Raw genomic sequence first — 8,402 nt, 5'->3', positions numbered from 1 at the left:
TGAGGCTGCCGCCGCTCACCGCCATGCCGAGGACAACAAGATTCTCGGCCGCGTTCTGTTGATTCCCTGACGTCTACGGAGACGAGCGAAAGATGCATCGATCCTCGAGCGTGTAAGGTCGACCACAACGACTGCATTCCATCAGTCACGTTGCAAGACGTGTTCATGGCGCCGAGACGCGATGCGCTTCTCGACGACGTGGCACAAAGCGGATCCGATCTTCTCTTCCTGTGCTCCTACCTCCCGGATACGATCGATCTCGTTCAAGCCCTCGAAAGGCATCCCTTCCGACCCAAAATGGTCGGCGCAAGCATGATCGGCCCGCAGAATGCCAATGTTAAGAGCAAGCTCGGGCCGCTGCTCAACGGGATCGTGAACTATGAATATTGGGTTCCGGCACCCTCCCTAGCCTTTGAGGGCGTGGGTTCACTGTTGGAGACCTACAGGTCGCGCCGCAGGATCAGGCGTGGATCCACTCGGCCATGATATGGCGCCGTTGGCCTACTCGCAGATGCAGGTCATAGCCCAGGCTATTGAGGGCACGAGAAGCCTGGACGACACCGCACTTTCTGAGTTCACGAGACGCACTGTGTTCTCGACAGTCATGAGCCGCATCACCTTCGGGCCGCGTGGTGAGTGGACGCAACCCCGCGTGTTGCAGGTGCAATTCCAGAACGTCGTTGGCCATAGTGTCGACGAGTTCAGGGACGGCTCCCGGCAAGTCGTCGTGGCTCCGCAGGAGATGGCGTCGGGGGTGTTGATCTATCCATTCGCGAAGGCTCGAGGGACCCAGGTCGCGCGTATCACATACCCACCTCGGCTCGACGCTCCACTCCGCCAGGCGCAGTGCCGACAACGTCCGGACCTTTTACGAAACACTCGATCAGCATTTCGGTGAGGATTCTTATCTTGCGAGCGGGATGCTGGCCTGGTGGTCGGACGACAAATACACCGGCCGGACGTATCGGGTGCCGGGTCATGACCGGAACAAGCGTGCCGGAGGCCAGATGCTCATGGATCAGGCCCTCGGGGAGATAAGCGATGCCGAGTCCTGCTATGGCGGCAGTGACCAGAGCTGTGCCGTTGTCGGCTTTGAAGCGCCCCTGCGGTCGAACCGTGACGGTTTGTTCACCATCCATGAACTGCCAGGTTTCAGTGCCCTGCATGAGAGCCTGATGCGTGAGGAGTTCATCCGGTGTCTCAGGCGATCCGTGCGCTTTGATATACTCCGGACTCGCAACTAACTTCCCATAGATCGGTCCGACGCGCCTTGCGATCAGGTTAGAGTCCGGAAGATGGCCAAGCCGTATCGCACAATCATAACCCTCTGCGATGAGATCTACGAAGCGATCAGTGTAGCATGTGTGGATGCCAAGCTGAGGGTGACGTCGCGCCATTTCGGCGAGCACCGGAGCAAGATGAGTCGGGCCAAAGGTAAGTGGTGCAGCAATCCGCAAGCGGCCGCGAAGATCACCTGCGGGTAGGATCGTTTCCCTGGCAACATCGATCTCGGCGCAGACTCTGGCGGCGTGATCTCGGAATGTGGAACCCGCCTCTGTGAGTACGGCGCCGCGAGTGGTTCGTGCAAGCAGCTGGACGCCGAGCTCTGCTTCAAGCCGAGCGAGCTGCCGACTAACGATCGACTTGGAGACCCCGAGCCGACGCGCAGCAGACGATACTCCGCCGGCGTCAGCGACCTCTACGAATGTTCGCAGTTCTTCAATGTCCAATTTTAGCGTTCCTGCTTTTGCGACACAGTGTGGCGAGGACGAGCGCTACCGTATCGCAAATGGGAATGGCACTGTCCACGCAGACGTCGTCGCAGTCGGCGGATGTCTCCCACAAATCAGCCTCATCTAACGGCAGCAGAGGATATTCATGACCTTTCGCAACGGCCTAGCGTCGCTTCTTCGTCCCGAGGACTCGGTACTCGTTCTGATCGATCACCAGCCCTATCAGCTCACGAACTTGAACAGCCACGATCCGCAAGCTGTGGTCAACAACACGACCGCGCTGGCGAAGCTCGCAAAAGCCTTCAATGTTCCGACCATTCTCACCAGCGTGATCGCGGCGCGCGGTGGACTTCTCTTTAAGCAGATCACCGACGTATTTCCGGGCCAGGAAGTCATCGACCGCACCTGGGTGAATACTTGGCAGGACGAGAATGTGGTGAACGTCGTCAAGGCGACCGGCCGCAAGCAGCTGATCATCGCGGGCCTGTGGACCGAGGTCTGCGTCGCAATGCCTGTCATCCAGGCCGCCGGCGAAGGCTGGGACGTGACCGTGATCACCGACGCGTCGGGCGGGATTTCGAAGGAGTCTCACGAAGTTGCAATTCAGCGCATGATCGCGGCCGGCGCGAACGTGATGACCGTGATGGCGCTCGCTGGCGAATGGCAACGCGATTGGGCGCGCACCGAGCATGTCGAGGAGCTGACCGAGATTCTCATCCAGCACTTCGCCGGCAGCGGTATCGCTTATATGTGGGAACAGCAATTGCTCAATACTCCGGTACCAAGCGCCGCGAAGTGAATTGAAGGGGGTGACGGGCGTCCGGACGATGCATTGCGAAGGGTGTCCGCTGGGCTAGTCTCGTCATCCCCTCTTTCCGGAAAACTGGGAACCGAACCGCTTTCAGCGGTGAGGGAGCCTACAGCGACCTCGCTCGAATCGGGCAACGAAACTGATCCATTTCCAACCGCCTGTCACTGTTCATCCGCGGAGGACGTCGCGGCCGCGATCGGCCGAATGTTGTGTTTCAATCGACCCGCAAGGAAGGCTCAAAATGGTGGCCGAACACTACCCGGTTGGACTGCAAATGGATGTCTCCTATCCGAATTTCAAAGTCGGCCTGACATTGCTGTCCGCGACGCAATTGACGTTCGAAAGAGGGGCCTTTGGCCCGGACCGAAACCGTCGATATTCAGGTCGTGCCCATCGGCAACAGCATCTTTGCCGTCAGTTGGCAGGAGAGGGATGGAGCCACAGTCACCAACATCCAGGACTTCGACCGCTGCCAAGTCCTTTCATTCGCTACATTGCCGAGTGGTCAATTCATGCGAATGACAGGGCCTTTGGTTGTCACCCGGCCGCCCGACCGCGTCGCCGACAATCGGCCCCAGCGAAACAAGGCGCTGGTCCTCGATGCGATGACATCTCTATTCCAGCGTCGAGACGCAGCGTCTGCCGAGCGGCTCTATGCTCCAGCTACATCCAGCACAATCCCGGCATCCCACAAGGCCGAGACGCCTTGAAGGCGCTCGTCGCTAATCTGTCGCGCGACATATACTACGAGCCTGGCCTGATGGTCGCCGAAGGCAATTTCGTCGCGATTCACGGTCGAATCCGAGGTTGGGCAGACGTTCCGCAGGTCGTAGTCGATCTCTTCCGGATCGAAGGCGGCAAACTGGTCGAGCATTGGGACGTTCTGCAGAACGATGTGCCGGCAACCGCGACGATCGGGGGCGCTTCGATGTTCGATCCCGACGAGGGATCTCGCCAAGCTTAACTGCTCGAAAGGCTTCCCATGGAAATCGGTATCGATAGCTTCGCGGCCATGCTTCCCGATCCGGCGACGGGCAAGCTTCCATCCGGCACCGATCGCATGGCAGACCTCATCGCGGAGGTCGAGGTCGCCGACCGGGCCGGGCTCGATGTCTTCGGCATCGGCGAGCACCATCGCGCAGAGTTCCTGGATTCCGCTCCCGCGGTCATCTTGGCCGCGGCGGCAGCCCGCACCAGTCAGATCCGCTTGACGAGCGCCGTGACCGTCTTGAGCGCGGCCGACCCGGTGCGCGTGTTCCAGGAGTTCGCGACCCTCGACTTGATTGCCAAGGGCCGTGCTGAGATCGTCGTCGGCCGAGGTTCGTTCGGCGAGGCCTTTCCGCTGTTTGGGCTGGATACACGGGCCTATGACGACCTCTTCGCCGAGAAGCTCGACCTGTTCCTGAAGCTGGGCGAGACGACCAATCTCACCTGGGAAGGCCGCTTCCGTCCGGCGCTCAGCGGCCAAGGCGTCTTCCCGCGTCCCCATCAGCCGCGGCTGCCGCTATGGATCGGCGTCGGCGGTACACCGCAATCCTTCGCTCGCGCCGGCGCGCTTGGCCTTCCGCTGATGGTTGCGATCATCGGCGGCAGTTTCGAGCGTTTCCGTCCGCTCGTCGATCTCTATCGCGAAGCTGGCGCGCGCGCCGGGCATGATCCCGAAAAGCTCGCGGTAGGTGTCCATGCGATGGGCTTCGTCGGCGAAACCGACGCGGCGGCCGGCGATGCCTTCTTCCCCGGCTGGGCGCATTTGACGGCGAAGATCGGTCGTGAACGCGGCTGGTCGCCGCCGACACGCCGGCAGTTCGAACAAATGGCCGGTCCGCAAGGCGCGTTCCTGATTGGCGATCCGAAGACGGTCGCAGCCAAGATGCTCCATGCCAGCGAGGCGCTCGGCGGCGTCTCGCGCATCACGTTCCAGATGAGCACCGCTTCGCTCGAAACCGCCGCGATGAAGCGCTCGATCGAGCTCCTAGGCACTGAAGTCGCGCCGATCGTCCGGGCGGCTGGCGCAAATCCGTGAGGAGTGTTCCGTCTCTGGAAGGAAACACGTGATGGTATCCACCTCTCCACGATCCGGCCGTTCCGTCGTCGTCACCAGCGCCGGCGCCGGCCTTGGCCGCGACATCGCGCTCGGACTCGCCGCCAAGGGCTACATCGTCTTCGGCACAGCGATGTCCGCCGCGGAGGTCCAAGATCTCAGGGACGCTTCCGGCGGGCGTGTCAGCCTGACCGTCTGCGACGTCACAAAGGCGATGGGCGTGGAGGCTTGGGCCTGCGGTGTGACGGACGCACTTGGCGCCGCCGGGCTCAACCTCCTGATCAACAATGCCGACATCCTCACTCAAGGTCCGATCGAGATTCTTCTGCTCGACGCCATCCGTCACGAGTTCGAAGTCAACGTATTCGGTGCTCTTTCGGTGATCAACGCATTCTTGCCGGCCTTACGGAAGGCGCACGGCCGTATCGTGCAGGTCAACACATGGATGGCGAGCTTGCCGTTGCCGTTCAGCGGGCCGTCGGCAGCGTCGCAAGCGGCGATCGAGGTGTTTTCGGCTGTCTACCGTGCCGAACTGAAACCCTTCGGCGTTGAGGTCGTGGTGGTGACCACCGGCAACATGAAGACGGGTGGTTCAGCAAAGACGTCGGCCTTGGCGCGGATCGCAAACGGGATGACGCCGGGTCAACGCAAACTCTACGGCAAGACGTTAGGCACCTTCGCGAAGGGGCTGAGCGGTATGCAGGCGGCCAGTTTCGACTCGGCCGCTACCGCTGCACAGGTAATCGAAATCGCCGAGCAGCATCCCGCGCCGAGCCGCGCGGTAGTCGGCGCCGACGCCGAGCAGATGCTCCGAGCCACCCACGAAAGCCCGACGCCGGGGGGGATGCACTCCGCCTGACGCTTGCCGGCCTGAGCTGATCTTCATCTCAATCACAAAAGGAAAACGGAGAAAATGGCGATACTGACAACGCAGGATGGCACCCGGATATTCTACAAGGACTGGGGTCCGAGAGTGTCCCAGCCCATCATGTTCCATCACGGCTGGCCATTGAGCGCAGACGATTGGGACATTCAGATGCTGTTCTTCCTAAGCAAGGGCTATCGCGTCATTGCGCATGACCGACGCGGGCACGGTCGCTCCGACCAGACCGATACGGGGAACGAGATGGACACCTACGCGGCCGACGTCGCGGCGTTGGTCCGGGAACTCGATCTGAAAGACGCGATCCATGTGGGACACTCGACCGGTGGCGGGGAGGTGATCCGCTATGTCGCCCGCAGCGAGCCCGGCCGCGTGTCGAAGGCGGTGCTGATCGGCGCGGTGCCGCCGATCATGCTGGCGACACCGCGATATCCTGGCGGCCTGCCGATGGAGGTATTCGACGGATTTCGCGAAGCACTCGCTCGCAACCGTGCGCAATTCTTCCTCGATATCCCTACCGGGCCATTCTACGGCTTCAACCGTGAGGGCGCCGACGTAAGCGAGGGGCTGATCCGCAACTGGTGGCGGCAGGGGATGATGGGCGGCGCCAAGGCCCACTACGATTGCATCACCGCCTTCTCGGAGACGGACTTCACCGAGGACCTTCAGGCCGTCTCCCTGCCGGTCCTGCTGATGCATGGCGAGGATGATCAGGTGGTGCCGATCGACGCGTCGGCGCGCAAGGCGATCGAGTTGCTGCCGAACGGCACGCTGAAGACCTATCCAGGCCTGTCACATGGGCTGTTCGCTACGCATCCCGATCTCATCAACGCCGATCTGCTGGCGTTCATCGAAGGCCAGGCCGGAGCATGAGTGCGGTTAGGGACAATCCAACCGAACATCGTTTCGAACTTCCGATCGATGACAGCAGCGAAATCGCGGCGGTATACTATCGCATCGAAGGTGGCCGGCTCGTCCTCACCCATACCGAGGTCCCACAGCAGTTCTCTGGGCGGGGAGTTGGCTCGCGGCTAGCACACGGCGTCTTCGATGCGATCCGCGTGAGCGGTCGCAAGGTAGTCCTGCGCCGCCCCTTCATGGGCCTACTACGCGCACCATCCCGAATATTCCGACGTCGTCGATAACCCGAACCGATCAGGAGAGATGACATGATTGAAATGGTCATAGAACAGCGACGTCGCGACCTCGGCGGGGGCTTCGAAGTCGGCCGCGTGCTTCCGATCGCCAAGCGTCGAATGGTCGGTCCCTTCGTCTTCTTCGATCATATGGGACCGCTCGATCTCGCGCCCGGTTTCGATCGTAGCCTCGATGTCCGCCCACATCCGCACATCGGACTCTCGACCGTCACCTATTTGTTTGCGGGCGAAGTGATGCACCGCGACAGCCTCGGCTACGAGCAAGCGATCCGTCCGCAAGAGGTTAACTGGATGACCGCAGGTCGAGGCATTACCCACAGCGAGCGGCTCGAGCGGGCGAGCTGCAAGGTGATCATTTGCACGGCGTCCAGGCCTGGGTCGCGCTACCGACCGAACATGAAGAGAGCGCGCCTTCCTTCTCCAACTATTCCGGAAGCGACCTTCCCCAATGGAACGACGCAGGCGTGGTAGGTCAACTCATCGCCGGCAGCGCCTATGGTCTGACGGCGAGTGCCACGACGCATTCGCCGCTGTTTTACGCTCATCTCAATATGGCGAGCGGCGCGACCGCCGAGATACCGGGCGGGCACAGAGAGCGCGCCCTGTACATCGCTTCAGGAGCGGTGGAGCTGGATGGTAAGCGCTACGAGGCAGGCAAGATGCTGGTGCTGGCTTCCATCGCCTCCCGCGTGCTCGCCCTGGAGCAGTCTTCAGTGATGGTCTTGGGAGGAGAGCCCGTCGGCGAACGGTATATCTACTGGAATTTCGTATCATCCTCGAAGGATCGCCTCGCGCAGGCGGCCTCGGATTGGAAGGCGGGAAGAATGAAGCTTCCCGACGCCGACAATGTGGAGTTCATTCCGCTGCCGGACGGGCCGATGCCGACCTTCCGATGAGGCGTGGGTAGCCCGTACGAGCTGCGAACACCGATCGCTATTTTGAAGATGAAGATCGACGCTGGGAACGATAAGGGTATACGGTCGCTTTTGCCGGACGTGTCACGTCTTGCAATCCTCTCCGAGCAGTTGCTCGATCTTCATCGATTGGACAATGGCGCGCCGAGCGACCGGATCGACCTCGTGGTCCTCGCGCGCAGCGTCGCTGCCGACCTAGCGCTTGGTATTCCGGCGGAGGAACACGAGCGGGTGCTTGAACCCTTTCATCGGCTGCGGCCGCGCCCGTCTGGTGCCGGCCTGGGTCTCAGCCTGGTCAAGCAAGTCGTAGATCATCATCGCGGCCGCATCACCAGTGCCACGGCGCCCAGCGAAGGGGCGATCGTACGGATGGAATTTATCGCGGTTCAGTAGCCGCGACCGAGCCAATGTTGGCGCAATGTTGTCCTGCGCATCTAACCCGATAGAGCGAGATGCCTATGCACCGCCTTGTCATACTTGAGGGCGATTATGGTCACAGATGATCGATGGAAAAGACCTGGCTGGCTAGAGACATTGATTGGACTCGTGGCATATGCGGCGCTTCTTTTTGCGTTCGCCTTGCTACTGGGACTCCTTCCCCAAGGCGATCCTGTCCTCCTGGGGGTTGTCGGCTCGACCGCGGGAGGTTTTGTCGGGGTCGGCGCTTTCTGTGCAGCATTCGGCCTGCGCATACGCGCCCTGCGCCCGTTCGGGTTCAAGCCGGTATCATCCCGGTGGCTCGTGACCGCAGTTGGGACGGGGATCGTCGGCTACGGTCTCAACCTGATCATACAGTTCACATATCTGACGTGGTTCGGAAGCAGTGACCCTCAAGGCATACTGCATGCCGCCGCCCGGGGCGG

At 61.3% G+C, this 8,402-nt stretch carries 9 protein-coding genes and 2 pseudogenes; 10 read left to right on the top strand and 1 reads right to left on the bottom strand.

Annotated elements, in window-relative coordinates; translation table 11 throughout:
* Positions 1-803: 803 nt before the first annotated feature.
* Positions 804-1,730, bottom strand: a complete 927-nt coding sequence (locus CWO89_RS37095; protein ID WP_130583322.1) for a LysR family transcriptional regulator — start codon at positions 1,728-1,730, stop codon at positions 804-806.
* Positions 1,731-1,878: 148 nt separating this feature from the next.
* Here CWO89_RS37095 and CWO89_RS37090 point away from each other — a divergent pair, with 148 nt between their 5' ends.
* From CWO89_RS37090 to CWO89_RS47255, 10 genes and pseudogenes are all read left to right on the top strand, one after another.
* Complete coding sequence (locus CWO89_RS37090; RefSeq protein ID WP_130583321.1) at positions 1,879-2,532, top strand: hydrolase; 654 nt, start codon at positions 1,879-1,881, stop codon at positions 2,530-2,532.
* A 365-nt stretch (positions 2,533-2,897) separates the two neighbouring features.
* Positions 2,898-3,254, top strand: a complete 357-nt coding sequence (locus CWO89_RS48435) for a MoaF-related domain-containing protein (RefSeq protein WP_245476756.1) — start codon at positions 2,898-2,900, stop codon at positions 3,252-3,254.
* The gene (locus CWO89_RS48430; protein WP_245476755.1) at positions 3,251-3,508 is read left to right on the top strand and encodes a nuclear transport factor 2 family protein; all 258 of its coding nucleotides are present in this window, start codon (positions 3,251-3,253) and stop codon (positions 3,506-3,508) included. Before CWO89_RS48435 ends, CWO89_RS48430 begins: the two co-directional genes overlap by 4 nt.
* An 18-nt stretch (positions 3,509-3,526) precedes the next feature.
* Positions 3,527-4,567 carry an LLM class flavin-dependent oxidoreductase gene (locus tag CWO89_RS37080; protein WP_130583320.1) on the top strand — a complete coding sequence of 347 codons (1,041 nt, stop codon included), beginning with the start codon at positions 3,527-3,529 and terminating at the stop codon, positions 4,565-4,567.
* A gap of 31 nt (positions 4,568-4,598) precedes the next feature.
* Positions 4,599-5,444, top strand: coding sequence for an SDR family NAD(P)-dependent oxidoreductase (locus tag CWO89_RS37075; protein ID WP_245476754.1), 846 nt, complete (start codon positions 4,599-4,601; stop codon positions 5,442-5,444).
* Positions 5,445-5,498: 54 nt separating this feature from the next.
* Complete coding sequence (locus CWO89_RS37070) at positions 5,499-6,341, top strand: alpha/beta fold hydrolase (RefSeq protein ID WP_130583319.1); 843 nt, start codon at positions 5,499-5,501, stop codon at positions 6,339-6,341.
* Positions 6,338-6,613 carry a GNAT family N-acetyltransferase gene (locus tag CWO89_RS37065; protein ID WP_245476753.1) on the top strand — a complete coding sequence of 92 codons (276 nt, stop codon included), beginning with the start codon at positions 6,338-6,340 and terminating at the stop codon, positions 6,611-6,613. Before CWO89_RS37070 ends, CWO89_RS37065 begins: the two co-directional genes overlap by 4 nt.
* 24 nt (positions 6,614-6,637) lie before the next feature.
* Positions 6,638-7,521, top strand: a pseudogene (locus CWO89_RS49795) (pirin family protein).
* 48 nt (positions 7,522-7,569) lie between these two features.
* Positions 7,570-7,932, top strand: coding sequence for an ATP-binding protein (locus CWO89_RS37055; protein ID WP_245476757.1), 363 nt, complete (start codon positions 7,570-7,572; stop codon positions 7,930-7,932).
* A 96-nt stretch (positions 7,933-8,028) separates the two neighbouring features.
* A pseudogene (locus CWO89_RS47255) lies at positions 8,029-8,402 on the top strand (CPBP family intramembrane glutamate endopeptidase); the annotation flags it as partial.

The sequence above is a fragment of the Bradyrhizobium sp. Leo170 genome (assembly GCF_004296405.1).
Classification (GTDB): Bacteria; Pseudomonadota; Alphaproteobacteria; order Rhizobiales; family Xanthobacteraceae; genus Bradyrhizobium.
This window is presented reverse-complemented; position numbering and strand designations above follow the sequence as displayed.